Source organism: Streptomyces purpurascens (assembly GCF_045040895.1).
Classification (GTDB): Bacteria; Actinomycetota; Actinomycetes; order Streptomycetales; family Streptomycetaceae; genus Streptomyces; species Streptomyces purpurascens.
On record NZ_CP108341.1, the window covers coordinates 322,185 to 347,748 of the forward strand.

At 71.5% G+C, this 25,564-nt stretch carries 28 protein-coding genes and 1 pseudogene; 20 read left to right on the plus strand and 9 right to left on the minus strand.

Features of this window, described 5'->3' with window-relative positions; genetic code table 11:
- Positions 1–21 precede the first annotated feature (21 nt).
- The 3 genes from OHU35_RS01525 to OHU35_RS01535 all read left to right on the plus strand — a co-directional run bounded on the left by OHU35_RS01525 (position 22) and on the right by OHU35_RS01535 (position 2,613).
- Positions 22–993: an LLM class F420-dependent oxidoreductase gene (locus OHU35_RS01525; RefSeq protein WP_405504266.1), complete on the plus strand. Its 972-nt coding sequence runs from the start codon at positions 22–24 to the stop codon at positions 991–993.
- 100 nt (positions 994–1,093) lie between these two features.
- Positions 1,094–2,125, plus strand: coding sequence for a hypothetical protein (locus tag OHU35_RS01530; RefSeq protein WP_405504268.1), 1,032 nt, complete (start codon positions 1,094–1,096; stop codon positions 2,123–2,125).
- A 62-nt stretch (positions 2,126–2,187) separates the two neighbouring features.
- Complete coding sequence (locus OHU35_RS01535) at positions 2,188–2,613, plus strand: SsgA family sporulation/cell division regulator (protein ID WP_189725399.1); 426 nt, start codon at positions 2,188–2,190, stop codon at positions 2,611–2,613.
- 39 nt (positions 2,614–2,652) lie between these two features.
- Here OHU35_RS01535 and OHU35_RS01540 read toward each other — a convergent pair whose 3' ends face one another.
- Complete coding sequence (locus OHU35_RS01540) at positions 2,653–3,150, minus strand: DUF6328 family protein (protein WP_189725398.1); 498 nt, start codon at positions 3,148–3,150, stop codon at positions 2,653–2,655.
- A 149-nt stretch (positions 3,151–3,299) separates the two neighbouring features.
- Here OHU35_RS01540 and OHU35_RS01545 point away from each other — a divergent pair, with 149 nt between their 5' ends.
- Positions 3,300–3,644: a hypothetical protein gene (locus OHU35_RS01545; RefSeq protein ID WP_189725397.1), complete on the plus strand. Its 345-nt coding sequence runs from the start codon at positions 3,300–3,302 to the stop codon at positions 3,642–3,644.
- Between the two features lie 12 nt (positions 3,645–3,656).
- Here OHU35_RS01545 and OHU35_RS01550 read toward each other — a convergent pair whose 3' ends face one another.
- Entirely contained in the window at positions 3,657–4,640 is a 984-nt protein-coding gene (locus OHU35_RS01550; RefSeq protein WP_405504270.1) for an aldo/keto reductase, read from the minus strand.
- Positions 4,641–4,794: 154 nt separating this feature from the next.
- Between OHU35_RS01550 and OHU35_RS01555 the strand changes: the two genes are divergently transcribed.
- Positions 4,795–6,510 (plus strand): cholesterol oxidase substrate-binding domain-containing protein, encoded by a 1,716-nt coding sequence (locus OHU35_RS01555; protein WP_405504272.1) that lies wholly within the window; start codon positions 4,795–4,797, stop codon positions 6,508–6,510.
- On the opposite strand, the gene OHU35_RS01560 is transcribed toward OHU35_RS01555, so the two are convergent.
- Entirely contained in the window at positions 6,507–7,091 is a 585-nt protein-coding gene (locus tag OHU35_RS01560; RefSeq protein WP_189725394.1) for a TetR family transcriptional regulator, read from the minus strand. The genes OHU35_RS01555 and OHU35_RS01560 overlap by 4 nt on opposite strands.
- Positions 7,088–8,560: an MFS transporter gene (locus OHU35_RS01565; protein ID WP_405504274.1), complete on the minus strand. Its 1,473-nt coding sequence runs from the start codon at positions 8,558–8,560 to the stop codon at positions 7,088–7,090. The genes OHU35_RS01560 and OHU35_RS01565 overlap by 4 nt, the downstream gene beginning before the upstream one ends.
- 395 nt (positions 8,561–8,955) lie before the next feature.
- On the opposite strand from OHU35_RS01565, the gene OHU35_RS01570 reads away from it, so the two are divergent.
- Together OHU35_RS01570 and OHU35_RS01575 are read left to right on the plus strand one after the other, a co-directional pair.
- Positions 8,956–9,330, plus strand: coding sequence for an apotyrosinase chaperone MelC1 (locus OHU35_RS01570; RefSeq protein WP_189725392.1), 375 nt, complete (start codon positions 8,956–8,958; stop codon positions 9,328–9,330).
- 31 nt (positions 9,331–9,361) lie between these two features.
- Complete coding sequence (locus OHU35_RS01575) at positions 9,362–10,183, plus strand: tyrosinase family protein (RefSeq protein WP_405504276.1); 822 nt, start codon at positions 9,362–9,364, stop codon at positions 10,181–10,183.
- Here the strand turns inward: OHU35_RS01575 and OHU35_RS01580 are convergent, their stop codons facing one another.
- Positions 10,184–10,897 (minus strand): ribonuclease H, encoded by a 714-nt coding sequence (locus tag OHU35_RS01580; RefSeq protein WP_359894463.1) that lies wholly within the window; start codon positions 10,895–10,897, stop codon positions 10,184–10,186.
- A gap of 40 nt (positions 10,898–10,937) precedes the next feature.
- Entirely contained in the window at positions 10,938–11,738 is an 801-nt protein-coding gene (locus OHU35_RS01585) for a VOC family protein (protein WP_405504278.1), read from the minus strand.
- A 144-nt stretch (positions 11,739–11,882) separates the two neighbouring features.
- Here OHU35_RS01585 and OHU35_RS01590 point away from each other — a divergent pair, with 144 nt between their 5' ends.
- From OHU35_RS01590 to OHU35_RS01615, 6 genes and pseudogenes are all read left to right on the plus strand, one after another.
- Positions 11,883–12,890: a zinc-binding alcohol dehydrogenase family protein gene (locus OHU35_RS01590; protein ID WP_189725480.1), complete on the plus strand. Its 1,008-nt coding sequence runs from the start codon at positions 11,883–11,885 to the stop codon at positions 12,888–12,890.
- A gap of 508 nt (positions 12,891–13,398) precedes the next feature.
- A complete protein-coding gene (locus tag OHU35_RS01595; RefSeq protein WP_189725388.1) occupies positions 13,399–14,856 on the plus strand; it encodes a family 2B encapsulin nanocompartment shell protein in 1,458 nt (485 codons plus the stop codon).
- Positions 14,857–15,229: 373 nt separating this feature from the next.
- The gene (locus OHU35_RS01600) at positions 15,230–16,342 is read left to right on the plus strand and encodes a family 2 encapsulin nanocompartment cargo protein terpene cyclase (RefSeq protein ID WP_405509156.1); all 1,113 of its coding nucleotides are present in this window, start codon (positions 15,230–15,232) and stop codon (positions 16,340–16,342) included.
- Positions 16,343–16,386: 44 nt separating this feature from the next.
- Positions 16,387–17,268 (plus strand): annotated as a pseudogene (locus tag OHU35_RS01605) (geranyl diphosphate 2-C-methyltransferase).
- Between the two features lie 114 nt (positions 17,269–17,382).
- A complete protein-coding gene (locus OHU35_RS01610) occupies positions 17,383–18,285 on the plus strand; it encodes an SGNH/GDSL hydrolase family protein (RefSeq protein ID WP_359894469.1) in 903 nt (300 codons plus the stop codon).
- Between the two features lie 153 nt (positions 18,286–18,438).
- The gene (locus OHU35_RS01615; protein WP_308400958.1) at positions 18,439–18,807 is read left to right on the plus strand and encodes a hypothetical protein; all 369 of its coding nucleotides are present in this window, start codon (positions 18,439–18,441) and stop codon (positions 18,805–18,807) included.
- Positions 18,808–18,846: 39 nt separating this feature from the next.
- Here OHU35_RS01615 and OHU35_RS01620 read toward each other — a convergent pair whose 3' ends face one another.
- Positions 18,847–19,329, minus strand: a complete 483-nt coding sequence (locus OHU35_RS01620) for a VOC family protein (protein WP_405504280.1) — start codon at positions 19,327–19,329, stop codon at positions 18,847–18,849.
- A gap of 123 nt (positions 19,330–19,452) precedes the next feature.
- Between OHU35_RS01620 and OHU35_RS01625 the strand changes: the two genes are divergently transcribed.
- The 3 genes from OHU35_RS01625 (at position 19,453) to OHU35_RS01635 (ending at position 22,022) form a co-directional block, all read left to right on the plus strand.
- Positions 19,453–20,658, plus strand: a complete 1,206-nt coding sequence (locus OHU35_RS01625; protein ID WP_405504282.1) for an epoxide hydrolase family protein — start codon at positions 19,453–19,455, stop codon at positions 20,656–20,658.
- Positions 20,659–20,778: 120 nt separating this feature from the next.
- Positions 20,779–21,420, plus strand: a complete 642-nt coding sequence (locus OHU35_RS01630) for an ATP-dependent Clp protease proteolytic subunit (RefSeq protein WP_189725383.1) — start codon at positions 20,779–20,781, stop codon at positions 21,418–21,420.
- Positions 21,420–22,022 (plus strand): ClpP family protease, encoded by a 603-nt coding sequence (locus tag OHU35_RS01635; protein WP_184595944.1) that lies wholly within the window; start codon positions 21,420–21,422, stop codon positions 22,020–22,022. Before OHU35_RS01630 ends, OHU35_RS01635 begins: the two co-directional genes overlap by 1 nt.
- A 21-nt stretch (positions 22,023–22,043) precedes the next feature.
- Here the strand turns inward: OHU35_RS01635 and OHU35_RS01640 are convergent, their stop codons facing one another.
- Positions 22,044–22,436 (minus strand): helix-turn-helix domain-containing protein, encoded by a 393-nt coding sequence (locus tag OHU35_RS01640; protein ID WP_189725382.1) that lies wholly within the window; start codon positions 22,434–22,436, stop codon positions 22,044–22,046.
- Between the two features lie 301 nt (positions 22,437–22,737).
- Here OHU35_RS01640 and OHU35_RS01645 point away from each other — a divergent pair, with 301 nt between their 5' ends.
- On the plus strand, positions 22,738–23,622 hold the full coding sequence (locus OHU35_RS01645; RefSeq protein ID WP_189725381.1) for an RNA polymerase sigma factor SigF: 885 nt from the start codon (positions 22,738–22,740) through the stop codon (positions 23,620–23,622).
- A 151-nt stretch (positions 23,623–23,773) separates the two neighbouring features.
- Here the strand turns inward: OHU35_RS01645 and OHU35_RS01650 are convergent, their stop codons facing one another.
- Positions 23,774–24,238: an ATP-binding protein gene (locus OHU35_RS01650; protein ID WP_405504285.1), complete on the minus strand. Its 465-nt coding sequence runs from the start codon at positions 24,236–24,238 to the stop codon at positions 23,774–23,776.
- 190 nt (positions 24,239–24,428) lie between these two features.
- Here OHU35_RS01650 and OHU35_RS01655 point away from each other — a divergent pair, with 190 nt between their 5' ends.
- Genes OHU35_RS01655 through OHU35_RS01665 form a run of 3 tightly spaced genes read left to right on the plus strand, consistent with a single transcriptional unit; the run spans position 24,429 to position 25,563 of the window.
- Positions 24,429–24,569 (plus strand): hypothetical protein, encoded by a 141-nt coding sequence (locus OHU35_RS01655; protein WP_189725379.1) that lies wholly within the window; start codon positions 24,429–24,431, stop codon positions 24,567–24,569.
- Positions 24,566–25,150: a PRC-barrel domain-containing protein gene (locus OHU35_RS01660; RefSeq protein WP_405504287.1), complete on the plus strand. Its 585-nt coding sequence runs from the start codon at positions 24,566–24,568 to the stop codon at positions 25,148–25,150. The genes OHU35_RS01655 and OHU35_RS01660 overlap by 4 nt, the downstream gene beginning before the upstream one ends.
- Positions 25,147–25,563 carry a PRC-barrel domain-containing protein gene (locus OHU35_RS01665; RefSeq protein WP_189725377.1) on the plus strand — a complete coding sequence of 139 codons (417 nt, stop codon included), beginning with the start codon at positions 25,147–25,149 and terminating at the stop codon, positions 25,561–25,563. The genes OHU35_RS01660 and OHU35_RS01665 overlap by 4 nt, the downstream gene beginning before the upstream one ends.
- The last annotated feature ends 1 nt before the right edge of the window (position 25,564 follow it).

Below are 25,564 nucleotides of genomic sequence, written 5' to 3' on the forward strand. Positions count from 1 at the left end.
CTGTCAGGGGACTCGCCGGTTATGGTGCAAATCGGATACACGATGATGACCGAACAGGCCGGCCCCCGAGAGCTCGTCGACCATGTGGTGCGGGCCGAGGAGGCGGGCTTCGACTTCTCGGTGACCTCCGACCACTACTTCCCGTGGCTGCGCTCGCAGGGCCACTCGCCCTACGCGTGGGCCGTGCTCGGTGCGGCCGCCCAGGCCACGTCCCGTATCCCATTGATGACGTACGTGACATGCCCGACGTTCCGCTACCACCCGGCGGTGGTGGCGCAGAAGGCGGCGACGCTGCAGTTGCTGTCCGAGGGCCGGTTCCGGCTGGGACTCGGCTCCGGGGAGAACCTCAACGAGCACGTGGTGGGCGGCGGCTGGCCGTCCGTCGACGTACGGCACGAGATGTTCGAGGAGGCCGTGGAGATCATCCGGGCCCTCTTCAAGGGCGGCCACGTCAACCATCGGGGCGCGCACTTCGACGTGGAGTCGGCCCGGCTGTGGGACCTGCCGGACGAGGCGCCGCCCATCGGCGTCGCGGTCTCCGGGGAGCGGTCGTGCGAACTCGCGGGCCGACTCGGCGATCTGGTGATCGCCACGGAGCCCAAGGCGGGGCTGCTGGAGGCGTTCGACCGGCACGGCGGCGCGGGCAAGCCCCGCATCGGGCAGCTGCCGGTCTGCTACGACCCCGACCGGGACACGGCCGTCGAGCGCGCCCACTCCCAGTTCCGCTGGTTCGGCAGCGGCTGGAAGGTCAACTCGGAGCTGCCGCACCCTGATTCCTTCGAGGCGGCGACCCAGTTCGTCACGCCCGACGACGTGGCCGACGCCATCCCGTGCGGTGACGACCCGGACGCGTTCGTCGAGGCCGTCCGCCCGTACGCCGAGGCGGGTTTCACCGAGATCGCCCTGGTCCAGATCGGCGGCGAGTCACAGCCGGGGTACCTGGACTGGTCGGAGAAGACCCTGCTGCCCGCGCTGCGCGACGCGTTCGGCTGAGGTCGGCCGAGGCCGGTGGCGCGAAGGCTCTCCGACGGTGGATATAGGCTGCTGGCCTGCACGTACTCGACGCAGCCAACCCCCTTCAGGAGAGTCGTCCGTGACCGTAGCCATCACCCCGCCCGAGACCTCACCGGCGCCCCTCTCCGACCTGGTCGCGCTGGACGCGCGGGAGTTCGGGGCGTACGCCCGGACCGGAGGGTGGGCCTTCGGGCTGAAGGTGGCGCGCAGCGTGCGGCCCGGCGGGCAGGGCGCGGACGAGACGCCGAAGGTGTCGGCGAAGGAGTTCGCGGAGCTCGCCGGGTGCTCTCCGGAGCGGGTCATGCGCTACTACAAGGCGTGGGACCGGGCGGCGGACGACGGTCTGGTCCCGCACTTCGAGGCGCTGGCGCCGGGCCAGGACGTGGAACTGCCGGACGCGGACGTGTGGCTGAGCTACTACGTCTCGCGCTCCGGCGCCGGCTCCGAGCGCGGCACCGCCATCGCCGAGGCCGCCGCGGCGGAGGGCATCCGGCCCACGAAGGCGCTGGAGGTCGCGGAGAATCCCACCGCCCTGCGTGCCGCGATCCTCGCCGACCCCTCCACGGCCCGCGCGGCCCGTCAGGCCCTGCTGGACCGGGTCAGGGAGGACCCCGAGCTGCAGGCCGAGCTGGCCCGTGACGTCGTGCGCACCGACGAGCTGAAGAAGGCCGTCGCCGGCGAGAGCAGGGCGGCCGACCGCATCGGATACGTGCGCCAGATCGCCGAGTCGGGGCAGATCAAGACGCCCGCCGGGCAGACCCTCGACGCGCCCGCCGATCTGCGTCAGGAGGCCGAACGGCACCTGTCGCTGATCGACGAGCTGGACGAGGACGAGGACTCCGGCGAGTGGGCCACCGAGGCGTACGACACCATGAAGTCCCTCGTGGTCGAGACCGTGGAGGCCGACCCGGGGCTGCGGGTGCGGGAGCGGCGCACGAAGTTCTACAGCAGCCTGCAGAAGGCGACCAAGGTGTTCGAGGAGCTGACCTTCGACGACACCCCGGAGTTCTACGAGGACGACATGGTGGAGCGCCTGGAGGAGCTGCAGCGGGCCGTGGCCGTGTGCATCGAGTCCCTGCGCGGTGCCCGCGGGAATCACCCGGAGGGCTGAGCATCTTGCGCGTGTGAGGGGTACTAGAGGGCTCTACGTCGGTTCTTCCCGGAGGCCCTTTCGTGAACTCCTTCGTGCACAAGACCCTAGTGGTGCAGCTCCAGGCCGGTGACACGGACCGTTTCTCGGTACTCGCCCACCTCAGCTACGACGCCGCGGACCCGTTCGCCGTCACGCTCGTGTTCAGCCACGACGGCCGGGTCCTCGCCCGGTGGCAGCTGGACCGCGAGATGCTCGCCGACGGTCTGCGGCGTCCGGTCGGGCTGGGCGACGTGCGGATCCGCCCGGTGTCGCGGGGCATGTGGCAGGAGCTGCGTCTGGAGTTCCTCGGTGACGCCCGCCCCGACGGCGGCCGTCACCACGCCCTGGTGTTCGCGTGGGCCCCGGGGTTCGCGGCGTTCCTGCGGGAGACCCACGAGGTGGTCCCGCCGGGCCGCGAGGAGGTCCACGTGGACGATTTCCTGGCGGACGTCATCGCCGGGGGCTGATCCCCGGGGCCACGGGCCGGTCCGGCGGCGGCGCCGCCGTCACTCCGACGTATGGCGGTACCTGGTCCACAGGGGCAGGACGAACCAGCAGAGCAGGTACCAGCAGACCACTCCGGCGACCAGGTAGGGCACGAAGCCGTCGTGCGTGGCCACGCGCAGGATCAGCAGCAGGGAGGCGGTCGTCGTGGCCAGCAGGAGCACGAGGCCGAGCAGCGTCAGCCGGGAGGCCAGCCGTACCGCCTGGGGCTTGACACGCCGCCCGGAGACGAGGCGGTGCAGGGACACCGGCCCTATGAGCGCCCCGGTCGCGCACGCGCCGAGGACGACCGTGACGAGGTAGATCGTCTGGTCCGTGCCGGTCAGGTCGTCGTACTTCTCGGTGAAGACCACGGTGAGCAGGAAACCGAACAGGATCTGCACGCCCATCTGGGCCACGCGGACCTCCTGGATGAGCTCCTGCCACATCCGGTCCGCTCTCTCCTCCTCCGTCTCGTTGCGTCCCCGGCGCCTGGCCCCGCCCTCTACCGCGTCCGCCACTGTTCCTCCCGGTGTGAGACCTCACGTCCTTCTCTCCCGCGAGTTCCCCGGAACGGGCCGTCCTCCCGGGCCGCGCGGCGGTTTGAGCGATCAGGCGACGGTTACACGGACGACGCGAATGACGCAGAACCCGAGGAGGTCGTGGACGCATGTCCGGAACGCAGCTCACCGTGACGCTCAGCGGCGGTGGCACGGACGACGCACGAGCGGTCGTCCGCGCTTTGGAAGGCACCTTCGGGGCGCCGGACGAGCTTCCCGCCGACGAGAACGCGACGGTGCACATGGCGACCTTCGGCGATTCGGAGGCCGGCGCCGCCGGAAGCGCCGCGGCGAGCCCCGAGCGCCTGTCCGCGCCGGTGACCGTCACCGTGCAGGGCACCCCGGAGGCGGTGCGGCGGGCGAGCGACACGCTCACCCGGGCCTTCACGGCCCGCGACGACGGCGTCGCCTCCGGCGACCAGGAGCAGGAACGGCAGCTGCTCCTGGTGCCGTGAACAAGGCAGTCTCTACCAGCGGGATTCGATCCGGTCCTTGATCCGCTGTTCGTAGAGGTCGTGGACCGCCGCCAGCGTCTCGCCGGACAGCTCCGGCAGACGGGCGGCGTTCGCGTTGGCACGGGCCTGTTCGGGCGAGCGGGCGCCGGGGATCACCGTCGTGACGCCGGGCTGCGCGATGATCCAGCGCAGGGCCAGCTGGGCCGGGGTGTATCCCTCGGGGGCGAGTGCCGCGAACTCGGCGGCGGACTCGACGCCGGTGGCGTAGTCGACGCCGGAGAAGGTCTCGCCCACGTCGAAGGCCTCGCCGTGCCGGTTGTAGGCGCGGTGGTCGTTCTCGGGGAAGACCGTCTCCCGCGTGTACTTGCCCGACAGCAGGCCGGAGGCGAGCGGGACGCGCGCGATGATGCCGACGCCCGCCTCACGGGCGGCCGGGAGCACCTCGCGCAGGGGCTTCATGCGGAACGGGTTGAGGATGATCTGCACGCTCGCCACGTTGGGCCGGGCGATCGCGGTCAGCGCCTCCTCGCAGGTCTCGACGCTGACGCCGTACGCGGCGACGCGCTCCTCCTCGACCAGGGTGTCGAGGGCGTCGAACACCTCGTCCGTGGAGTAGACGGGCGTCGGCGGGCAGTGCAGCTGCACCAGGTCGATCCGGTCGACGCCGAGGTTGCGCCGCGAGCGGTCGTTCCAGACGCGGAAGTTGTCGAGCACGAAGTTCTCGGGGATCTGGTCGACGCGGCGGCCCATCTTCGTGGCGACCAGGACGTGCAGGTCCGGCCTGCCGCTGAGGAACGTGGCGATGGTCTGCTCGCTGCGGCCGTCGCCGTACACGTCGGCGGTGTCGAAGAAGGTCACCCCGGACTCGGCCGCCGTCTCCAGTACCGCGAGGGCCTCCTTGTCGTCGACGTCCCCCCAGTCGGCACCCAGCTGCCATGTGCCCAGGCCCACGACGGAAGCGTGCTGACCCGACCTGTCGAATGTGCGCTCGTCCATGGGCGTCAGTCTGTCATCCGTCACGGCTCGCGCGGAACGTATCGCTCCGGCCCGCAGACCCCGCCCGATTCACTCACACGAGTGAATAGAGGCGACAGGAACGCGTCACGTGTCAACACGGCCCCTAGCGTGACTCCACGTGACTACCGGTTCAATGAGCAACTTCCCTTCCCAGCACCCGCATTGGACGCGCCGGGGCTTCCTCCTCACGGCGGCCGCACTCGCCGCCGTGCCGGGTCTGCCGGCGGATCCGGCGGCCGCGGCGGCGGAGTTGCCGGACTTCCCGGCGGACGTCGCGCTGTACCGCTCGGCGTACCGGAACTGGGTCGGCGAGATCACCGCCGACGGTCTGTGGGCCTGCGCGCCGAGCAGCCCGGAACAGGTGGCCGCGGTCGTCAACTGGGCGTGGCGGCACGGGTGGCGGGTGCGCGCCCGGGGCGCCTCGCACGGCTGGTCGCCCCTGACCGTGACGGAGGGGACACCGTCCGGCGCGCCCGTCCTCCTCGTCGACACGACGCCCCATCTGACCGGCCTCGCACTGGACTCGCCGACGGCCGTACGCGCCGGAACCGGCGTGACCATGGAGGCCCTGCTGACCTTCCTGGAGGAACACGGCCTCGGCGTCACGGCCGCTCCCGCTCCCGGTGTCCTCACCCTGGGCGGCGCCCTGGCGATCGACGCGCACGGCACGGCCGTCCCCGCACGGGGCGAACGCCGGCGGCCCGGGAACACGTACGGCTCGCTCAGCAATCTGATCCTGTCCCTGACGGCGGTCGTCTGGGACTCCCGGTCCGGTGAGTACGTGGTACGCACGTTCCGCCGCGACGAGGCGGACTGTGCCGCGCTGCTGACCCATCTCGGCCGGTCCCTGGTGACCGAGGTGGTGCTGCGGGTGGGGGCGAACACGAACCTGCGGTGCGTGAGCCGTACGGACATCCCGGCCGGCGAGCTGTTCGCCGCGCCCGGCTCCGACGGGCGTACCTTCGCGCGCTTCCTGGACGAGGCCGGGCGGGTCGAGGCGATCTGGTTCGCCTTCACCGAGCATCCCTGGCTGAAGGTGTGGAGCGTCTCCCCCACCCGGCCCCTGACCTCGCGGCGGGTGACGCGGCCGTACAACTACCCGTTCTCCGACAACATCCCGACGCCGGTGGCGGAGCTGGTGGGGCGAATGACGTCGGAGGCGGCCTGGTATCTGGCGCCGGTGCTGGGCGCCGCGCAGTACGACGCGGCCGCGCTCGGGCTGGTGACGACGCTGTCCGCCGATCTCTGGGGGCCGTCCAAGAACACGCTGCTGTATCTGAAGCCGAGCACCCTGCGGGTGCACGCCGACGGCTACGCGGTCCTCACCTCGCGGGAGCAGGTGCAGCGGGTGCTCTCCGAGTTCGCCGCCTTCTACCGGGAGCGGCTGGCGGCGTACGCGGCCCGGGGCAGCTTCCCGGTCAACGGCTCGGTGGAGATCCGGGTGACGGGCCTGGACGAGCCGGGGGACGCCGAAGTGGCCGGGGCCCGTCCGCCACTGCTGTCCGCGCTCCGGCCGCGCGCGGACCATCCCGAGTGGGACACGGCCGTGTGGCTGGACGTCCTGACACTGCCGGGCACACCGGACGCGGAGGCGTTCCTGCGCGAGATCGAGCGGTTCCTGCTGCGTACCTTCGACGGCGGGTTCGCGCTCACCCGGGTGGAGTGGTCCAAGGGATGGGCGTACACGGACGACGGGGTGTGGAGCGACCCGGAGGTACTGGGGTCGGTGGTGCCGGCCGCCGTCGGTACGGCCGAGTGGGCCGAGGCGGACGCGGCGCTGGACCGGCTCGACCCGCACCGCGTGTACGGCAACGCCTTCCTTGACCGGCTGTTCGGCCGGAGTGCCTAGAGAGTGAGGTGTGCCTGCACCGCGGGCGCGTACCGGTCCACCAGGGCGTCGACCGTGCTCGCCCGCACCTCGGTGCCGCGGGCGATGCCGTACATCACGCCCAGGCCGAGCAGGGTGGCGACGGCGAGTTCGGCGCGCAGGCCGGCGTCGGGGCCGGTGAGGCGGTCGGTGAGGCGGTCGGTCACCTGGGTGCGGAAGTTGGCGCGCAGGATGTCGCCCTGCTCGCCGTGCAGGGGCGCGAACACGATCCGCAGCAGCGGGTCGGCGCCCTGCTCGGACTGGCTGACCAGCACGTGCCGGACCATGTGCGGTCCCAGTTCCTCGAGCGGCGCGGCCAGCAGGGCGGCGGCGTCGGTCTCGAAGGACATGACCCGGGCGAACAGCGCGTCCTTGTTGCCGAAGTACTTGAGGATCAGCGGCGGGCTCACGCCGGCGCGCTCGGCGACCGCCTTGAGCGTGATGTCGGCGTGCGCGTGCCGGGCCAGCAGATACCGGGCCGCCTTGAGGATGGCCGCCTTGGTCGCCTCGGCGTCCCTGCGGGCCGGCGTGGGCGTGACGGGTGGAGTGCTCACGGCACTCATGCTCCCTCCATCGCCCGGTCGTGCGCGCCCCGGGTGCGGTTCCCGGCCGACGCGAGGCCGTCCGGCTCGTCGGGCCCCTCGGCCGCGGAGTCGCCGGGGATGCACAGCGCCGCCACGACGGCCACGAGGGCGACCGCACCGGCCATCGCGAAGGACAGCAGGTACCCGTGCAGGGTGGGGACCGGGGCCCCGCCGACCAGGCTGGTGTGGTGCACGAGGACGGCGGCCACGGCGGCGCTGGAGCCGGCCTGGCCGATCGTCCGCATCAGGACGTTGACGCCGTTGGCGGAGGCGGTCTGCCCGGCCGGCACGGCACGCAGGATCAGCGTGGGCAGCGCCGAGTAGGCCAGGGTGGTCCCGGTCGCGACGACGGTGGCCCCCGCGATGATCATCCACAGGTCGCGGCTGTCGGCGATACGGACCGCGTACCCGGCGGCGATGACCGCCGCCCCGAGGGCGAGCGTGACGCGCGGCCCGCGCGCGGCGGAGATCCGGGCGGAGACGGGCGACAGCAGCAGCATGACCACGCCGCTGGGCAGCAGGCACAAGCCGGTGACGACGATGGACAGACCGAGCCCGTACCCGGTCGCCTCGGGCGCCTGCACCAGCTGGGCGGTGACCAGGGTGTTGGCGTAGAACGCGAACCCGGCGAGCAGTGCGGCCACATGGGACAGTCCGACCCGGGGCCGGGCCACCAACCGCAGGTCCACCAGCGGCTGTTCGGCCCTCAGCTGCTGCCACCACCACGACGCGAGCACGACGACGGCGGCCAGGAACAGGCCCACGACGCGCGGGCTGCCCCAGCCCCACTGCCCGCCCTGGGACACCCCGAGCAGCAGGCACACCAGCCCGACGGCCAGTCCCAGCGCACCCGGCACGTCGAACCGGCCCGGCTCGCGCACCGGCGATTCCCGCACCGCCCACCACACCAGCGTCACGCCCGTGGCACCGAGGGCGCTGGTCACCCAGAACATGGTGTGCCAGTTCGCGTACTGCACGATCACCGCGGCCAGCGGCAGGCCGAGCGCGGCACCGATGCCGACGGTGGAGCTCATCAGCGCCACGGCCGATCCCCGGCGCTCCGGCGGCAGCTCGTCCCGCAGGATGCTGATGGACAGCGGGACGACCGCGGCGGCGGCTCCGGACAGGGTGCGGGCGGCGATGAGCACGCCGATGTCGGAGGTCAGGGCGCACAGGACCGAGCCCAGGGTCATCAGTGCGAGGGCCGCCATGAGCACCCGTCGCTTGCCGTACATGTCGCCGGCCCGGCCCAGGACCGGGGTGAGGACGGCCCCGGACAGCAGGGTGGCCGTGACCATCCAGGAGACCGTGCCCGCCGAGGCTCCGGTCAGCCGGGGCAGGTCGGGCAGCAGGGGCACGACCACGGTCTGCATGACGGCCATGAGGATGCCGCCGAACGCGAGCACCGGGACGGTGAGCCGGTTGCGTATCGCGGCGGTCCGGTCCATCGGCACTCCAGCGGGCAGCGCCTGGGCGAGGCGGCGGGTGAATAGCAATTCACCTTATCTGGTGAATTGCCATTCACCAAGCCGGAGGCCAGGTCCGCCCCAGGTCCCGCCGGGAGACCGGACCACCGAATCGCGCCAGTTTCACGGCGTGACGTGCACCACGGTCAGCGGACCCCTCGGGGAGGAACGACCGCCCCGACACCCCTCGCGGGCGGAATTTCCCCTTCCGCGCTCGCGCCTCCACCCCTCGCGGCAAGATCATCTTCGTTCAACCTTGCACGACATAAGGGGAATTGCCCGGATCGCAGCCAACCGGCTCGCGCGGATTTCTCCCGGTACCGGACGGACCGGTAGGCATGCCCAGGTCAACACCCGAACCGACCCAGGAGGTCCGCATGCCGGAACTCAGCCGTCGCCGCGCGCTCACCGCCGCGGCCGTCCTCGCCGGGACCGCCGGCGTCCTGCCCGCCGTCGTACCCGCCACGGCCGCCACCGGGCACGGGCACCACGACTCCCCCGGGACCTTCGACGAGGTCTACAAGGGCCGCCGAATACAGGGCCGCCCGGCCACCGGGACCGGCCATCACCACCACGGCGCCGGATACGCGGTGTTCGTCGACGGTGTGGAACTGCACGTGATGCGCAACGCCGACGGCACCTGGATCAGCGTCGTCAGCCACTACGACCCGGTGGCCACCCCGCGCGCCGCCGCCCGCGCCGCGGTGGACGAGCTGCAGGGCGCGCCGCTGCTGCCCTTCCCCGCCAACTGACCCGTACCGAAAGGCTCTGGAGCACCCGCACATGACCGTCCGCAAGAACCAGTCCGCCCTGACCACCGACGAGAAGCGGCGTTTCGTCACCGCCCTCATGGAGCTGAAGCGCAACGGCCGCTACGACGAGTTCGTCACGACGCACAACGCCTTCATCGTCTCCGACACCGACGACGGTGAACGGACGGGCCACCGTTCACCGTCCTTCCTGCCCTGGCACCGAAGATTCCTCCTGGAGTTCGAGCGAGCGCTCCAGTCGGTGGACGCGTCGGTGGCCCTGCCGTACTGGGACTGGACCGTCGACCGTTCGCCGCGTGCCTCGCTGTGGGCGCCCGACTTCCTCGGCGGCACCGGGCGCGACCGGGACGGCCGGGTGTCGGACGGGCCGTTCGCCGCGGCCAGCGGGAACTGGCAGATCAACGTGCGGGTCGACGGCCGTACGTTCCTGCGGCGCTCCCTCGGTGCCGGGGGGCGCCAGCTGCCGACGGCGGCCGAGGTCGAGTCGGTGCTGTCGATGCCGACGTACGACATGGCGCCCTGGAACAGTGCCTCGGACGGTTTCCGCAACCACCTCGAAGGCTGGCGCGGCGTCAATCTGCACAACCGCGTCCACGTCTGGGTGGGCGGGCACATGGCCACGGGCGCCTCGCCCAACGACCCGGTGTTCTGGCTGCACCACGCGTACATCGACAAGCTGTGGGCCGAGTGGCAGCGGCGGCACCCCGGCTCCGGCTATCTGCCGGTCGCGGGCACGCCGAACGTGATCGACCTCAACGAGACGATGAGGCCGTGGCACGACACGAGCCCGGCGAATCTGCTGGACCACACGGCGCACTACACGTTCGACGCCTGATCAGGCGGTCGCGGCCGTGCGGCACTCCGGGTGTCCCCAGCCGCTGTCGTTCTTGGTGATGGGCTCGCCCGCCGCGTAGGAGCGGCCGCACTGGCAGCGGCCGGGGAACTTCGCCTTGATGGTGCGCGAGGAGCCCTTGGCGCCGGAGGCTTTCGCGGTGCGGGCCGAGCCGCCGCGCGGGCGGGAGCGGGGCGCCTTGACCGGGGCGTCCGGGGCGGGCGGCGGCTCGGGGGAACCGAGTTCGCTGCCCGCGGACTCCTGGACGGTGGCGGCCTGGCTGGCGGCACGGTCGGCGAAGTCGTTGAGCCGGTCGCCGTCGACCTGGTGGGCGGGCACGTAGCGGAATTCCACCGAGCGGCCGTCCAGGAGCTCGTCGATGCGCACGACGAGGTCCTGGTTGGCGACCGGCTTGCCGGCGGACGTCTTCCAGCCGTTGCGCTTCCAGCCGGGCAGCCAGGTGGTGACGGCCTTCATCGCGTACTGCGAGTCCATCCGGATCTCGAGCGGTACGCCCGGGTCGGTCGCCGTCAGCAGACGCTCCAGCGCGGTCAGTTCCGCGACGTTGTTGGTGGCCTTGCCGAGCGGCCCCGCCTCCCAGCTCACCGGGCTCTCGGAAGCGTCGGCGACGACCCAGGCCCAGCCCGCGGGCCCCGGGTTTCCCTTCGAAGCCCCGTCGCACGCGGCCACAACACGTTCACGCATGGGCTCGATCATGCCATGGCCGCACGGTCCGCCCGGCCGGGAGGGTCGGGGGCTACGACACGTCGGTCAGCTTCGGCATGTCTCCCTCGGTCGTCGTGATGTCGATCACCGAGAAGATCGCGCCCTGCGGATCGCTGATGGCGGCGAACCGGCCGAAGGGCGTGGTCATCGGACCGAACCGCAGCACGCCGCCGAGCTTGGTCGACTTCGCCACGGCGTCGTCGCAGTCCTCGACGGTGAAGTAGACGTTGATGTAGGGCTGCACCTCGGGCGGGAACTCCTCCGTCATCTTCATCCGGCCCAGCACGGTGCGTTCACCGAGGTCGTAGATGCGGAAGTCCATCTCGCCGTCCTCCATGTCCCGCTGCCGGTAGGAGAAGACGGCGGGGAAGAACGCGTCGGACTTCTCCGGCTCGCGGGTGAAGACCTCGGCCCAGGTGTAGGCGCCCGGTTCGGCCATCGCCTCGAAGCCCTCGTGGGTGCCCGCCTGCCAGACGCCGAAGACGACGCCGCTCGGGTCGCGGGCCAGGCACATGGTGCCGAAGTCGCCGACCTGCATCGGCTCCATCAGCACCTCGCCGCCGTTGTCGCGGATCCGGGCGGCCGTGGCGGCGGTGTCCCGGGCGGCGAAGTACAGGCACCACTGCGACGGGGCCTCCGGCTGGCCGGGCATGGGCGGGACGACGGCGGCGACCGCCTTGCCGTGCGCGTAGGCCTGGGTGTAGTCGCCGTACTCGGCAGACGCCGCGGCGAAGGTCCAGCCGAGGACGTCTCCGTAGAAGTTCTTGGCCCCTTCGAGGTCACTGAACATCGCGTCGGCCCAGCAAGGGGCTCCTTCAGGTTGCACGGCCATGGCTGCGGCCCTCTCCGGATGAGTGGATGGTCCGTTTCCTCACGCTAGTCACGCTCGGAGCGGCCCGCGCGCCGAACGGGCGGTTCCGCCGCAGACTGGGCGGGAGCCCTCGGCAGGACGGGGAGCGGTATGGCGGACGGGACGATGCGCGCGTGGTCGGTGGAGCGGCCGGGTCCGGTCGAGGAGGGGTCTCTCCGACTGGTCGGGAAACCGGTGCCGGTGCCCGCGGACGACGAGTTGCTGGTGCGGGTGCGCGCCTGCGGAGTGTGCCGTACGGATCTGCATGTCGCCGAGGGCGATCTGCCCGTGCACCGGGTCGGTGTCACGCCCGGGCACGAGGTCGTCGGGACGGTGGCCGGGGCGGGCGCGGCGGTGCGCGGCTTCGCGGTGGGCGACCGGGTCGGTGTGGCCTGGCTGCGCCGCACGGACGGCGTCTGCGCGTACTGCGCACGCGGTGCGGAGAACCTCTGTCCCCGGTCCGAGTACACGGGCTGGTACGCCGACGGCGGCTACGCGGAGTACACGACCGTACCGGCCGCGTTCGCCTATCGGATGCCGGACGACGTGCCGGACGTGGCGCTGGCGCCTCTGCTGTGCGCGGGCATCATCGGCCACCGCGCGCTGCGGCGGGCCGCGCTGCCGCCCGGCGGGAGGCTCGGGCTGTACGGCTTCGGGGGCAGCGCCCACCTGTGCGCGCAGGTGGCGCTGGCCGAGGGTGCCGTCGTGCACGTCATGACGCGTGGTGCCGCCGCGAGGCGGCTGGCGCTGGAACTGGGCGCGGCGTCCGCGCAGGACGCGTACGCGAGGCCGCCGGAGCCGCTGGACAGCGCGATCCTCTTCGCCCCGGTCGGCGAACTGGTCCCGGTCGCGCTGCGCGCCCTCGACCGGGGCGGCGTCCTCGCCATCGCCGGTATCCATCTCACCGACACGCCTCCCCTGCACTACGAGACCGAGCTGTTCTACGAGAAGCAGGTGCGCAGCGTCGCGTCCAACACGCGTGCGGACGGCCGCGAGTTCCTGACGCTGGCGGCCCGCTACGGCGTCCGCGCGACCACGCGTCCCTACCCGCTGTCGCGGGCCGTGGAGGCGCTGGGGGACCTGAAGGCGGGGCGGTTCGACGGGGCGGCGGTGTTGGTGAACGACTGGGTGTGAGGCGGTGCGCTCCCGCGGTGCGGGCCCGATGGCCGGGCGAACACGCGCGCTGCGGAGGGGCAGCGGTGTGAGTGGCGACGGCGTGTGAGTCGCGAAGGGGTGTGCGCCGGAGGGGTACGGGCGGCGACTTGGGCGATACGCCGGGTTCGTACGCCCTGTGCGCCGGGCGGCGCCGGGTCGGCGACCGGCGTGGGGGGCACACGCCCGCTCGTCCTCCACCCCCATCGTGGGTTTGCCACCTCCGGCGCGAGAAACCGCCCCCTTCACGCGGTTATCCGGCAACCTCTGCCGCTGTTTGGCTATGCCTCGCGGCGCGTCCGGCTCACCGGCGCCACGAGGTCGCCGCCTTCGCCGGCCACCCCACCGTCCCTGCCACCACTCCACCCAACCCAGCCGACCACTCAGCTCAGCGGGAGCAGGGCGCACCCGTGTCCCGGGCCACCCCCGCTCAGCAATGGCTTCGTCCCGCTCACACAGCGAACACCCCGTTCGATCCCAGGGAGGGAATGTGTCCGCCCCCGAAAGCACCACCGGCCCCGCCACCGACGACCCCGCCCCCGAGCCCGCTGCCGGCACCGGCGAGGCCGAGGCTCGGCTCACCAGTCTCAGTACGCAGGCGGCGCGCCAGCTCGCCACCACCACCAAGTCCGTGCCGCAGATGCAGGCCATCACCTCGCGCTGGCTGCTCAAGATGCTGCCGTGGGTCGACGTCCGGGGCGGTGCCTACCGGGTCAACCGGCGTCTGACGTTGCGTCTCGGCCGGGGCCGGGTGGAGTTCGAGCAGAACGGTGCCGACGACATCAGGGTCATCCCCCGGACGCTCACCGAACTGCCCGTGCTGCGCGGCTACTCCGACGCCGAGGTGCTGAAGCAGATCGCGTCGCGCTTCGAGGTCCGTGAGGTGCGCGTCGGCGAGGTGCTCTTCGAGGCCGGCCAGCCCGTCACCGAGGCCTACCTGATCGTGCACGGCCGTTTCACCCGGTACGCCACCGGCAAGTACGGCGAGGAGGAGGTCATCGGGGTCGTCACGGACGGCGAGGGGCTCGGTGACGAGGCCGTGGGGCGGGCCGACCCGCTGTGGCTCACGTCCGTACGGGCGGAGACCTCGGGCGTCGTGCTGGTGCTGTCCTGGGACGCCCTCCTGGAGTACACGGACCGTGTCCCGTCCCTCGCGGCCCATCTGGAGGCCTACGCGGAGCGGCAGAGCAAGCCCATGAACCGCAAGGGCGAGGCCGATGTGCCGGTGCAGGCCGGGCACGTGGGCGAGCCGGTGCTGTCCGGCGGCTTCGTCGACTACGAACTCGCCCCACGCGAGTACGAGTTGTCGCTCACGCAGACCGTGCTGCGCGTCCACACCCGGATCGCCGACCTCTACAACGACCCGATGGACCAGACCGAGCAGCAGCTCCGGCTGACCATCGAGGAGATCCGTGAGCGGCAGGAGTGGGAGCTGGTCAACAACCGCGAGTTCGGGCTGCTGCACAACATCGACCACAGCCAGCGCATCAGCACGTTCTCGGGCCCGCCGACCCCGGACGACCTGGACGAGCTGCTGTCGATGCGGCGCAAGACGCGGCTGTTCCTCGCCCATCCCAAGGCGATCGCGGCGTTCTTCCGGCAGTGCAACAAGCGCGGGCTGGTGCCCGGCACGGCGAACGTCGACGGGCACGAGGTGCCTGCCTGGCGGGGTGTGCCGTTCTTCCCGTGCGGCAAGATCCCGGTCAACGACCACCACACCAGCAGCATCATCGCGCTGCGCACCGGCGAGGCCGACCAGGGGGTCGTCGGACTGTTCCAGACCGGTATCCCGGAGGAGTACCAGCCCGGCCTGAACGTACGGTTCATGGGCGTCGACGAGACCGCGATCATCCGCTACCTGGTCACCGCGTACTACTCGATGGCCATCCTGGTGCCCGACGCCGCGGGCATCCTGGAGAACGTCCAGATCGGCCGGACGGCCGGCTGACGGGGTGGAGTCGAGTACGTCCATGAACACTCCCCCGCGCCCCGGCTCCGAGACCCGACAGACCTCCGACGCCGAGCCCCACCCGACGCCAGGCCTTCCGACCCCACAGACTCCCGGGTTCGCGGCCCCACTACCCTCGGGCTCCGCGACCCCACCCGTGCCACCGGCCCCGGAGTCTCCGACCCCACCGGCCCTCGGGACTGGGACTCCACTGCCCTCGGGCTCCACGCCCCAACCCGGCCCAGCGGCCCCAGGGTCTCCGACCCCACCAAGCTCCGCGCACCGGGCGACCTTCCGACCTCCCGGACCACCAACCCTCAGCTTCTCGGCCCCAAGCCCCTCGGGCTCAGCGATCCCCGGGCCCCCGGCCTCACTGCCGCCGGGCTCCGCGACCCCTCCGCCCCCCAGCTCACCGGTCCAACCAAACTCCGACCCCCCGGCCGCCTCCGCCCGCCGGCACACCGCACCCGGCCCGCCGAGCCTCGCCCGTAACGGACGGGCCCGGCGTGGTGGGCCCGTGCCCGGGCTTCGGTATCGGCCCGCCGTGCCCGCCGATCCCGAGAAGGTCGAGGAGGTCGACCGGAGGCTGGAGGACTGGGCGCACCGGCTCGATCTGTTTCCGCCTGCGTGGACGGGGGACTTCGCGGGGTTCCAGTTCGGCCGGGCCGTGGTGCTCCAGCATCCGGGCGCCGCCGATCTGGACCGCCTCACCGTCGCCGGCGAGCTGCTGCTGGCCGAGAACCTCGTCGACAGCTGCTACTGCTCGGAGGACGAGGACCGGGGCGGATCGTCCCGCGGTGTCGGCGGACGGCTGATCATCGCCCAGTCGGCACTCGACCCCTTCCACGGGCCGCCCGAGGCGGAGGAGGAGTGGCGCCAGGGGCTGACGGCCGACGGACCGCTGCGTTCGTACCACCGCGCGCTGCGGGACTACGCCGGGTTCGCCACGCCCAGCCAGACCGACCGGTTCGTGCACGACATCGCCCGGCTGCACCTCGGCTACGTCGCCGAGGCCGCGTGGGCGGAGACGCGGTACGTGCCGCGCGTCTGGGAGTACCTGGTGATGCGGCAGTTCAACAACTTCCGCCCCTGTCTGTCGATCGTCGACGCCGTGGACGGCTACGAACTGCCCGAGGCGGTCTACGCCCGACCGGAGATCCAGCGGATCACGGCGCTCGCGTGCAACGCCACCACGATCGTCAACGACCTGTACTCCTACACGAAGGAGCTCGCGGCCGAACCGGACCACCTCAACCTGCCGCTGGTCATCGCCGCCAACGACCGGTGCGGACTCAAGGCCGCCTATCTGAGGGCCGTCGAGATCCACAACCAGATCATGGACGTCTTCGAGGAGGAGTCCGCGGTCCTGTCCGCCGGCTCGCCGATCGTCGAGCGCTACGCCCGGAGCCTGGCCGCCTGGGTGTCCGGCAACCACGAGTGGCACGCCACCAACACCCACCGCTACCACCTGCCCGACTACTGGTAGAGCACAGTCCCTTGACATCACGCCAGAAGCACGAGGAGCCGTCCTTGACCACCACCGCCGACGCCACCGCCGCAGCACTGCAGCCCTCGTCCGCCGCCGAATCGACGTACCAGACCCGCGTGGCCGACTACTGGAACGCGGAGGAGAACCCGGTCAACCTCGAACTGGGGAAGATCGACGACCTGTACCACCATCACTACGGGGTCGGAGACGCCGACTGGTCCGTGCTCGACGAGTCCGACCCGGAGCTGCGCCGCGAGCGGGTCACCCGAACTGCACCGCCTGGAGCACGCCCAGGCGGAACTGCTCACCACTCACCTCGGCCCCCTCTCCCCCGCCGACCGTGTCTTCGACGCCGGCTGCGGACGCGGCGGCGGCAGCGTCGTGGCGAACCTGCGGTACGGCTGCCGCGCCGACGGCGTGACGCTCTCGGCCAAGCAGGCGGACTTCGCGAACGAACAGGCCCGGCAGCGCGGCATCGACGGCAAGGTCCGCTACCACTGCCGGAACATGCTCGACACGGGCTTCCCGTCGGACGCGTTCGCGGCGTCGTGGAACAACGAGTCGACCATGTACGTGGAGCTGGACCTGCTGTTCGCCGAGCACGCCCGGCTGCTGCGCCGCGGCGGACGCTACGTGGTGATCACCGGCTGCTACAACGACACCTACGGGCGGGCCTCCCGCGAGGTCTCCCTGATCAACGCCCACTACATCTGTGACATCCATCCGCGGTCGGCGTACTTCCGGGCCATGGCCGCAACCGGCTGGTCCCCGTCCATGTACAGGACCTCACCGAGGCGACCATCCCCTACTGGGAGCTGCGCAAACGGGCCGACCATCTCGTCACGGGCATCGAGGACACGTTCCTGACCGCGTACAAGAACGGCAGCTTCCAGTACTTGATGATCGTCGCCGACCGCGTCTGACCGAGCATCAAGTCGTCGGCCACGGGCGTCTCGTGGCCGACGCGTGTCTTCCGCCCCGGGCCCGGCTGTGCTTGCCTGGGGAGCCGTTTCACCGGCCGGGGCGGGAGTTGCCGTATGCGCGGACCGTGGATCGTGGGTGTCCTGCTGGCCGGGCTGCTGCTCGGGGCGTGCGGGGATCCGTCGTCCGGGCCTGACACGTCCCCGCCGTCCGCGCCGGAGGTGTCCACGACCACGCACCAGCGGGCGCCGGCCTCGCCCAGTCCTCGCGCCCCCGCCAAGGCGCCCCGCGTGCTGTATCTCGGCGACTCGCTCGCCATGGAGAACCAGAAGGTCCTCGGCCAGGAGCTGCGCCGGGACCTGCGCGCGCGGTACACGAGCGCCCCCTACTCGGGCACCACCCTGTGCGACTACCTGGAGGGCACGGCGGAGCGGTCGCTCGTACCGGCACGGGACAAGGCGGCCGCGCTGGTGCGGTCGCTGCGGCCGGACTTCGTGGTGCTGCAGTTCTGGGGCAACGCCTGGGACTTCACGTGGTGCATGGAAAAGATCACGTACGACGGTTCGCGGGAGCGGTACTTCAAGCGGTACGAGGCCGACGCGCGCAGGCTCGTCGAGCAGATCACGACGGCCGGTGGGGCACGCCGGCCCCGGATCGTGTGGGTGCTCCAGGGGCCGGACCCGATCACGCCCGACCGGGTGCGGCGCGTGAACGGGCTGTACCAGCGGCTGGCCGCCGACTCGGACGACATCGTCGCCGACGCCGGGGGGACGGTGAGTCCCGGCTCGGACCGCTACACGTGGACGCAGCACCTCCCCTGCACGGCCTACGAGCGCGCCCACCCCGACTACTGCACCCAGCCCGGTCGCGACCGGACGGCCCTGCACCGCGACGACGACTATCTGCACTTCTGCCTGGCGCCCACGACGTCCACTCCGAAGCCCTGTCCGGTGCGCTCCCCCGGCATCCTGCGCATCGCCCGGGAGATCACCAAAACCATTCGGCAGTCGGCGGGTTGACCACTCGAATGGGCGTCATGTGTGCTGCGCGAATGCATGAGGACGAGCGGGACATCGACGTCCCGCTCGTCGGCCGGCTGATCGCGGGACAGTTCCCGCAGTGGGCGGGACTGCCTCGGCGCCCTCGATGAGCCGGAACTGCTCGCCGAGGACTTGGGCGCCTACGTCGCGGCCCTGCGCCGGATCGCCCCGGCAGAGGGCCCGACCGGTTACCGGGGCGTGCCGCTGGCGACCCGGGACCGCTTCCTGCGCGAGGCGCTCGCCCAGTTCTCGGGGCGGATCGACACGGCGGGGGTGGGAGATCCCGCCGTCGACCTCATCAGCGCCTGGTGCGTGCTGCCCGCCGGGGTCCGCGGCATCCTCCGCGAGGCCGCGGACCCCGGCGAGGCCGAGTGGGCACGGGGCCGGGGCTGGGCCCTGTCGATCGCGGTCATCGCACTGCCGTACTACTGGGAGACGAACCCGCCGGTCGCGGAGAACTCCCGGCATGTGATCCGGGAGATCCTGGCCGAGACGGCGTAGGGGCAGGCTCGGCCGGACCTGCCCCTGACCGGGAGCGTGTCACTCGCCCGCGTAGGCCTTGTCCAGGGTGGCGATGTCGAACTTGCTCATCGCCATGAACGCCGTGGTCACCCGGGCCGCCTTCGCCGGGTCCGGGTCGGTGATCATCTCTTGGAGCCGGTCCGGGACGACCTGCCAGGACAGGCCGTACTTGTCCTTGAGCCAGCCGCACGGGCCGGGCTCGCCGCCGTTCTCGGTGAACTTGGTCCAGTAATAGTCGATCTCCTCCTGGTCCGCGCAGAAGATCATGAAGGAGACCGCCTCGGTGAACGTGAACTGAGGCCCGCCGTTGAGCGCGAGGAACTTGTGGCCGTTGGCGGTGAACTCGACGGTCATGACGCTGCCGGCGGGCTGGAGCGCTCCCTCGGGGTAGCGGGCGATCTCGCCGATGCTGGAGTTCTTGAAGATCGAGACGTAGAGGTGGGCGGCCTCCTCGGCCTGGCCGTCGAACCAGAGGCATGTGGTGAAACCGTCGGTGGTCATGAGTCCTCCCGGGCGCGTGGAACGCTGTCACCACTGTCGACCGGCTCTCGCGCCGGAACTCATCGGTCGGCCGGACGGCAAATTCAGGTGGCCGTTACACCGTTCGGAACTAGCATCCCGGTCATGACGTCTACGCCCGCCGACAGCGGCATCCACCCCTTCCGCATCGACATACCGCAGAGCGACCTCGACGACCTCCACGACCGTCTCGACCGGACCCGGTGGCCCGACGAGCTGCCCGGGGTGGGATGGACGTACGGCGTTCCGTCGGGCTACCTGCGCGAGCTGGTGCGGTACTGGCGGCACGCGTACGACTGGCGGGCGGCGGAGGCGCGGCTGAACGCGTGGCCGCAGTTCACGACCGAGATCGACGGCGCGCGGGTGCACTTCGCGCACATCCGCTCCCCCGAACCCGACGCCACCCCGCTGATCATCACGCACGGATGGCCGGGGTCGATCGTCGAGTTCCTCGACATCGTCGGGCCGTTGACGGACCCGGCCGCGCACGGCGGCGATCCGGCCGACGCCTTCCACGTCGTGCTGCCGAGCATCCCCGGCTTCGGGTTCTCCGGGCCCACCCGGGGGACGGGCTGGGAGGCGCGCCGGATCGCCGACGCGTGGGCCGAGCTGATGACGCGCCTCGGCTACGAGAGGTTCGGCGCCCAGGGCGGCGACTGGGGCGCGGGCATCTCCCGCGAACTGGGCCGCGTCCACCCCGGCCGGGTCACCGGCATCCACCTCAATCTGCTGCCCGGCGGGCAGCAGGCCACCGAGCCGACCGCCGAGGAGCTGGAGGCGCTGAGTCCCGCGGAGCGGGAGCGCACGCTCACCTCCTGGCGCCGGTGGGAGGAGTGGTCCCGCGACAGCACGGGCTACTTCCATGTGCAGTCCACCCGGCCGCAGACCCTGTCGTACGCGCTCACGGACTCACCGGTGGGCCAACTCGCCTGGATCGCCGAGAAGTTCCAGGAGTGGACGGACTCCGAGGAGCTGCCCGAGGAGGCCGTCGACCGGGATCAGATGCTCACGAACGTGATGCTGTACTGGCTGACGGGCACGGCGGGTTCGTCCGCCCGGGTCTACTACGAGCGGGCCCACGCCCGGGGCGAGCGGATCGCCGCCCCGCACGAGCCCTCCACCGCGCCGACCGCGGTGGCGTCCTTCTTCGGCGATCCGCAGATCCCGCTGCGCCACAAGGCGGAGCGGACGGAGAACATCGTCCGCTGGACGGAGTTCGACCGGGGCGGGCACTTCGCCGCGATGGAGGAACCGGGCCTGCTGGTGGACGACGTGCGGGCGTTCTTCCGGCAGCTGCGCGAGAAGGGCTGACGCCCGCTCTGCCCGTAGCGAATCTGCCGCGGGCAGAGAATCCGCACAACGGCATCGTCCGAGGTCAAGAGTGGAGTCGAAGGCCCTTCCACGGGATTTCCGCTACGCCGAGGAGAACCGATGACTCCACTCACGACACTCGCCCCACGGGCGGAGGAGGGCGACACCCCTCCGAGCCGGTTCGACGACCAACTGGCCGCCCAGTTGCTCGCGCAGCGCATCGTGCTGCTGGGCACCCAGGTCGACGAGGTCTCCGCGAACCGGGTCTGCGCCCAGCTGCTGATCCTTTCCGCCGAGGACCCGCGCACCGACATCAGCCTGTACATCAACAGCCCCGGCGGGGCGGTGCACGCGGGCCTCGCCATCTACGACACGATGCGGCTCATCCCGAACGACGTCTCCACCCTGGCCATGGGCTTCGCCGCGAGCATGGGCCAGTTCCTGCTCAGCGTCGGCGCGCCCGGCAAGCGCTACGCCCTGCCCAACGCGCGGATCATGATGCACCAGCCGTCGGCCGGCATCGGCGGGACCACCGCCGACATCGAGATCCAGGCGGAGAACCTGGAGCACACCAAGCGGACCATCGAGCGGATCACCGCCGAGCACACCGGCCAGAGTGAGGAGACGATCTCCCGGGACGGCGACCGGGACCGCTGGTTCACGGCCGAGGAGGCCAGGGAGTACGGCATGGTCGACCAGGTCGTGGAGTCCCTCTCGGACGTCCGCCCGACGGCCGGCCGGCGCAGGATGGGGCTGCAGTGATGGGTACCTACACGATTCCGAACGTCGTCGAGCGCACCCCGCAGGGCGAGCGGTCCTACGACGTGTTCAGCCGGCTGCTGTCCGAGCGGATCATCTTCCTCGGCACGGAGATCGACGACGGTGTCGCCAACGTCGTCATCGCGCAGCTTCTCCATCTGGAGTCCTCGTCCCCGGAGAGCGAGATCGCGATCTACATCAACTCACCCGGGGGATCGTTCACTTCGCTCATGGCCATCTACGACACGATGTCGTACGTGCGGGCGCCGATCTCGACGTTCTGCGTCGGGCAGGCGGCCTCCACGGCGGCCGTGCTGCTGGCGGGCGGGGACCCCGGACGGCGGTTCGTGCTGGAGCACGCCCGTGTACTGCTGGGCCAGCCGGCGACCGGAGGGCAGCGCGGCATGGTCTCCGACCTGGCGCTCCAGGCCAGGGAGATGGTGAGGATCCGCTCCCAGGTCGAGGAGGTGCTGGCGCGGCACACCCACCACGAGGTGGCGACCCTGCGGGCCGACATGGACCGCGACAAGGTGTTCACCGCGCAGGAGGCGGTGGGCTACGGGCTGGCCGATGAGGTGCTCAGCCGGCGCCTCGTGCAGGTCTGAGGCGCCGGCCGGCAGACATGCTCAGGCGACCAGGCACAGTCCGTCGTGCGACGACGGGGACCCCGCCGCGCGGCGGCTGCCGCCTCCCGTGTACCGCGAGGTGACGCGGGTCAGTTCGCCCTGTGTCCTCGACAGCAGGTCGCCGAGGCTCAGTCCGAGGGCGTGGGCGGCGGCCGCGAGGACCTCCGAGGATGCCTCCTTGCGGCCGCGCTCGACCTCCGACAGATAGGGCATGGAGATCCGTGCCTCGTCGGCGACGTCCTTCAACGTGCGCTCCTGCGCGAGGCGTTCACGGCGCAGGACGTCACCGACCAGGTCGCGCCACAGCGGCTCCTTCACGGCGGGGGCCGGGGGGCTCGCGCCGTGCGGGCGCAGCGGGATGACGCGGGCTTCGTTCGGCACGTGGTTGCTCACTTCTCCAGCCTAGGAGCGCCGGCCGTGAGGGGAAGGGATCGGCGTTCCGCCCTGGGTGGAATCAGCGGAACGCGAAGGCCGGGCGACGGCGTTGGGACCGGGAAGCTTCAGCTCCGGCGCTCGGGCCGCGCCACTGCCTCTTGCCCAGGGTCGGCTGTTCGGGTGAGCATGGGCGGGCCGGAATGCCGCGCTCCACCAATTTTCGCCGCACGGCATTCGGGGGCATGTGTTGCGCCTACCCGGGTACCCGCAACCCGGAAGGGCCTAGGCCGATATAGCCGTCACTTCGTGGGGAGAGGTAATGGAGACCGCCGTGATCCGGTCAAAGGCAGCAGTCGCCGGGGAGAACGCCGAGGCCGGAACGGGTGACGGAGCACTGCCGGTCGTGGACCCGCGGTCCGTCGCCCCGCGGGACGCCAGGGCGCTGTCCCGCCAGTTCTTCCAGCGTCTGACGGAACTCGAAGAGGGCACGCACGAGTACCAGTACGCGCGCAACACGCTGATCGAGATGAACATGTCGCTCGTGCGGTTCGCGGCCGGCCGGTTCCGGGGCCGCGGCGACGACATGGAGGACATCGTCCAGACCGGCATGATCGGCCTGATCAAGGCCATCGACCGGTTCGAGCTGTCGCGCGAGGTCGAGTTCACCTCCTTCGCGCTGCCGTACATCGTCGGTGAGATCAAGCGGTTCTTCCGGGACACGACGTGGGCGGTGCATGTGCCGCGGCGGCTGCAGGAGCTGCGCGTGGAACTGGCCAAGGCCCGCGAGGAACTCGCCAGCCGGCTGGACCGCGAGCCGACCGTCGCCGAGCTGGCCACGCTGATGAACATCTCCGAGAACGAGGTCGTCGAGGGGCAGATCGCCGCGAACGGGTACAACTCGTCGTCGCTGGACGCCGCGCTCACCGGCGACGGGCCGGAGGGCGGCGAGGCGGTCCTGGCCGACTTCATCGGCGTCGAGGAGGACGGGCTGCGGCTCGTCGAGGACTTCCACTCGCTCGCCCCGCTCATGGCGGAGCTCAGCGAGCGCGACCGGCAGATCATCCACATGCGGTTCGTGGAGGAGGCCACCCAGGCGGAGATCGGCGAGGAGCTCGGCTGCTCGCAGATGCACGTCTCGCGCCTGATCAAGCGGATCATCACCCGGCTGCGCGAGGGCATGCTGGGCGAACTCGGCTGCGCCTGACGCGGAAGGGCGGGCCGGCCGGGCACACGGCGACCAGCGGGTGCTGTCCCCCATGCGGGAGGGGGACGGCACCCGCGACTGTGTCGGCTTCCATGGCGCGCGAGCGCCCTCAAGGGACACCTCACTCTGAGGGACACCTCACCCGGACGGGTCAGCCCCCGGTCGCACCGGCGAGCGGCAGCACGGCGCGCACACGCTTGCCCACCGGCACCCGCTCCACGCTGACCTGATCCGCGAGCGCGTGGACGATCTCCAGGCCGTGCCGGCCGACACGCTCCGGGTTGCGCGGGAAGATGCGGGGCAGGGCGGAGCTGCTGTCGTAGACCGAAATGGTCACGGCGCTGTCCGTGCCCACGAGCTCCAGGATGTACGGCCCGTTGCTGTGCCGGTCCGCGTTGGTGACCAGCTCGCTGACCACGAGCTGCACCGCGCCGTCGGCCCGGTCGTCGATGCTCGCGCACCACTCGGTCCTGAGCTGGTCCAGGAAGAGCGCGGCGAAGGACCGCGCCTCGGCGATACATCCCTGCTCGCCTGTGTAGTGTGCCGCCCGCCTCAGCGGTTCCACGGGCACGTCGAAACCAGTCGGTATCACTGCCCCGTCCAGGTGGTCGATCATTCGTTTCTTTCTGGGAAGAAGCCGGACTGGCCGGACGCTCTGCACCAGTGCTCGTACCCCGAGCCGGGCTTCGCAGTCCTGACACGTTTTCGCCCGTCCGTGCCCGAGGGCATTGTCCCCCGCGCGCGGGGCACTCGGAGGTAATCGGGACCGGCCGAGGGCGGCCGGGCCGGATCGCCGGAGGTGTGCGGTGGCCTGGTGGACATGGCTGGTCGTGGTGGTCGCGGCGCTCGCCGCCGTCGCCGTGGTGACGCTCGCCGTGCAGGCCGGCCGGCGGTCGGGGACGGTCATCGCGGTCCGGCGCCGGCCCGGCGGGAAGGGCCTGCGATGAACCAGCTGATGGCGGCACGGAGCCTGACGACCCTGCCGGTGGTCACCCTGGGCGGCGACGCCGTCGCGCAGATCAAGGACACCGTCTTCGACGCCGCGGCCGGGCGCATCACCGGGTTCACGCTCAGCGGCCGGGGTCTGCTGTCGGGCCCGCTGAAGCAGAGTCTGCCCTGGCCGGCGGTGCACGCGCTGGGCCCGCACGCGGTCATGATCGTCGATGCCGGTGCCCTGGCGGACACGCCCGTCGTCGTGGCACGCCGTGAGGCCCAGCAGGGCCGGGTACTGCACGCCAAGGTGCTGACGGACGAGGGCGCCGAGGTCGGCACAGTGCTCGACGTGGTCGTCGAGGGCGGTACCAGCGGCCGGGTCGTGGGATTCCGGATCGCCGCGGTCAAGGCGCTGGTGAAGGGCTCCCGGCGGCGCCGGCACCGGGTGTACGTACCGCGCGGCGAGACGCTCGCGGTCTCCGGCCGCGCCCTGGTCATCCCGGCGGAGGCCACTCGCTATGTCGCCGACGACCTGCTGGCCTTCGCCGCCCGGGTGGGCGCCTTCCACCAGGGGCACGAGGGGCCGCCGTCATGATGCTGTTCTCGCAGGCGCGGGGCCTGCCGGTGCTGACCCTGACCGAGGCGGACGAGCTCGGCGTCGTGAGGTCGCTGACGGTCGACGCCGCGGCCGGTGTGGTCACCCATGTTCGGGTGCGGGGCCGGCACTCCCGCAAGGAGAGCGTGCTGGCCTGGGGTGCCCTGCACGCCCTGGGCCCGGACGCCGTGCTCGTCCGCTCCGCGACCGCCCCGGCCGAGGTGCCGCCGCACCACGAGCTGCCGGGCCTCAGGATCCTCACCGAGACGGGCGACTGGCTCGGCACGGTCCAGGACGTCGCGTTCGAACCGGACACCGGCCGCATCGAGGCGGTCGTCACCGCCCACGGCGATGTGCCGGCCCATCGGCTGCTCGGGCTCGGGGACTACGCCCTGGTGGTCCGCGCCGGGTGAC

Excerpts from the sequence above, each read along its gene's own strand:
- OHU35_RS01525 (WP_405504266.1), top strand. The coding sequence starts at position 22 with ATGGTGCAAATCGGATACACGATGATGACCGAACAGGCCGGCCCCCGA.
- OHU35_RS01545 (WP_189725397.1), top strand. The coding sequence starts at position 3,300 with ATGTCCGGAACGCAGCTCACCGTGACGCTCAGCGGCGGTGGCACGGAC.
- OHU35_RS01550 (WP_405504270.1), bottom strand. The coding sequence starts at position 4,640 with ATGGACGAGCGCACATTCGACAGGTCGGGTCAGCACGCTTCCGTCGTG.
- OHU35_RS01555 (WP_405504272.1), top strand. The coding sequence starts at position 4,795 with ATGAGCAACTTCCCTTCCCAGCACCCGCATTGGACGCGCCGGGGCTTC.
- OHU35_RS01560 (WP_189725394.1), bottom strand. The coding sequence starts at position 7,091 with ATGAGTGCCGTGAGCACTCCACCCGTCACGCCCACGCCGGCCCGCAGG.
- OHU35_RS01565 (WP_405504274.1), bottom strand. The coding sequence starts at position 8,560 with ATGGACCGGACCGCCGCGATACGCAACCGGCTCACCGTCCCGGTGCTC.
- OHU35_RS01570 (WP_189725392.1), top strand. The coding sequence starts at position 8,956 with ATGCCGGAACTCAGCCGTCGCCGCGCGCTCACCGCCGCGGCCGTCCTC.
- OHU35_RS01575 (WP_405504276.1), top strand. The coding sequence starts at position 9,362 with ATGACCGTCCGCAAGAACCAGTCCGCCCTGACCACCGACGAGAAGCGG.
- OHU35_RS01580 (WP_359894463.1), bottom strand. The coding sequence starts at position 10,897 with ATGATCGAGCCCATGCGTGAACGTGTTGTGGCCGCGTGCGACGGGGCT.
- OHU35_RS01585 (WP_405504278.1), bottom strand. The coding sequence starts at position 11,738 with ATGGCCGTGCAACCTGAAGGAGCCCCTTGCTGGGCCGACGCGATGTTC.
- OHU35_RS01590 (WP_189725480.1), top strand. The coding sequence starts at position 11,883 with ATGCGCGCGTGGTCGGTGGAGCGGCCGGGTCCGGTCGAGGAGGGGTCT.
- OHU35_RS01610 (WP_359894469.1), top strand. The coding sequence starts at position 17,383 with ATGCGCGGACCGTGGATCGTGGGTGTCCTGCTGGCCGGGCTGCTGCTC.
- OHU35_RS01620 (WP_405504280.1), bottom strand. The coding sequence starts at position 19,329 with ATGACCACCGACGGTTTCACCACATGCCTCTGGTTCGACGGCCAGGCC.
- OHU35_RS01625 (WP_405504282.1), top strand. The coding sequence starts at position 19,453 with ATGACGTCTACGCCCGCCGACAGCGGCATCCACCCCTTCCGCATCGAC.
- OHU35_RS01630 (WP_189725383.1), top strand. The coding sequence starts at position 20,779 with ATGACTCCACTCACGACACTCGCCCCACGGGCGGAGGAGGGCGACACC.
- OHU35_RS01635 (WP_184595944.1), top strand. The coding sequence starts at position 21,420 with ATGGGTACCTACACGATTCCGAACGTCGTCGAGCGCACCCCGCAGGGC.
- OHU35_RS01645 (WP_189725381.1), top strand. The coding sequence starts at position 22,738 with ATGGAGACCGCCGTGATCCGGTCAAAGGCAGCAGTCGCCGGGGAGAAC.
- OHU35_RS01650 (WP_405504285.1), bottom strand. The coding sequence starts at position 24,238 with ATGATCGACCACCTGGACGGGGCAGTGATACCGACTGGTTTCGACGTG.
- OHU35_RS01660 (WP_405504287.1), top strand. The coding sequence starts at position 24,566 with ATGAACCAGCTGATGGCGGCACGGAGCCTGACGACCCTGCCGGTGGTC.
- OHU35_RS01665 (WP_189725377.1), top strand. The coding sequence starts at position 25,147 with ATGATGCTGTTCTCGCAGGCGCGGGGCCTGCCGGTGCTGACCCTGACC.